At 70.8% G+C, this 1,821-nt stretch carries 1 protein-coding gene; it reads left to right on the forward strand.

Translation table 11 applies throughout. The features are described 5' to 3' along the window. Positions 1 to 1,821, forward strand: a 1,821-nt coding sequence (locus FVR03_RS24045) for a T9SS type B sorting domain-containing protein (protein WP_147924315.1), incomplete at both ends; no start/stop codon positions are given.

The raw sequence follows: 1,821 nt of genomic DNA on the forward strand, positions 1-1,821 counted from the left end.
TTGTGCGGGACATGCAGATCCTGGTGCGGGAGGGCCCCAACCGGCCGCCGGTGCTGGAGCCGCGGGACACCTGCATCGTGGCGGGCACGACGCTGGAGTGGCTCATGCGGGCCACGGACCCGGACGGGGACCGGATCACGCTGACGGCCTCGAGCGGGCTGATCCCGCCGGCCACCTTCACGCAGACGGTGAACGCGCCTGGTGCCGCCAGCGGGCTTTTCAGGTGGGCGACCGAGTGCTCGGACGTGCGCGACGAGCCGTACCTGGTGGTGGTCCGGGCCGAGGACCAGCTGCCGATCGGGCAGCGGCTGGCCGACCTGCAGCCGTGGCGGATCCGGGTGGTGGGCCCGCCGCCGGAGAACCTGGTGGCCACGGGGCAGGGCAAGGACGTGCTGCTCACGTGGGACCCCTACGTGTGCCGGAACGCCTCTGTTATCCGGGTCTACCGGCGGGAGGGCCCCTCGGGCTTCGAGCCCGACACGTGCCAGACGGGCATCCCGGCCAGCACGGGCTTCGTGCTGATCGCCGAGGTGGGCAGCGGGGAGGTGAGCTACCTGGACAACAACGGGGGCCAGGGGCTGGAGTCGGGCAAGGAGTTCTGCTACATGCTCTACGCCGAGTTCCCTGCTCCGGGGCGGGGGCAGAGCCTTGCCTCGAATGAGGCCTGCGTGGCCGTCGAGCAGGACATCCCCTACCTGACGCACGTGAGCGTGGAGGCGACGGCGGCGTCCTCGGGGCAGGTGACGGTGCGCTGGACGCAGCCTGGGGCGGGGGTGGAGCTGCTCGAGGGCCCCTTCCAGTACCGGCTCTACCGCAAGGTGGGGCAGGGCCCGGACGGGGGGCAGGGCTACGCGCCTGTGGCCAGATTCGACCGCCTGGCGGACACGGTGTTCGTGGACCGGGGGCTCAACACGCTGGGGGAGGCCTACCGCTACAAGCTCGAGTTCTACCACACGGTGGGGGGCCGGCTGGCGCTCTACGACTCGACGAGCGCCTCGAGCGTGCGGCTGGAGGCGGAGGCCACGCAGGAGGGGGAGAGCCGGATCTCGCTGAGCTGGGGCTACCAGGTGCCGTGGGAGAACGCCGGCAGGCTGCACCGGATCTACCGGGCCGTGGAGGGGCAGGCGTTCGTGCTCATCGACAGCGTGGCGGGCACGGGGGCCGGGGGCGCCTACGAGGACCTCGGGGCCTTCGGCGGCCAGGGGCTTCTGCGGGGGCAGGTGTACTGCTACTACGTGGAGACGGTGGGGGCCTACGGGATCGCGGGGCTCCCCGAGCCGCTGCTCAACCTGAGCCAGCAGGCCTGCGTGCTCTTGCCGCGGGTGATCTGCGCGCCGGCGCTGACGTTGGATGAGCTGGACTGCGAGCGCTTCTCTGTGCGGGAGACGCCCCCTCCCTACCAGAACGTGCTCGAGTGGGTGCCGCAGGTGACGGGTGACTGCACCGAGGAGATCGCCTACTACACGGTCTACTTCAAGGCGCGGCTGGACGGGGAGTGGGAGGCGCTGGGGACCACGGAGGAGACGCGCTACGTGCACGGGGGGCTGGAGAGCTTCGCGGGCTGCTACCGGGTGACGGCCACGGGCGTGAACGGGGTGGAGAGCGGGCCGAGCAACGAGGAGTGCAAGGACAACTGCCTCAGCTTCGTGCTTCCCAACATCATCACGCCCAACGGGGACGGGAGGAACGACGTGTTCCGCCCTGACCGGGAGACGGGCTTCGTGCGCTCGACGCGCTTCACGGTCTACAACCGGTGGGGGGGGAAGGTGTACGAGGGCAGCGCGGACCCCTACATCAACTGGGACGGGACGAGCAGCGGCG

This window comes from Pontibacter qinzhouensis, assembly GCF_008017455.1.
In the GTDB taxonomy this organism is placed as follows: domain Bacteria; phylum Bacteroidota; class Bacteroidia; order Cytophagales; family Hymenobacteraceae; genus Pontibacter; species Pontibacter qinzhouensis.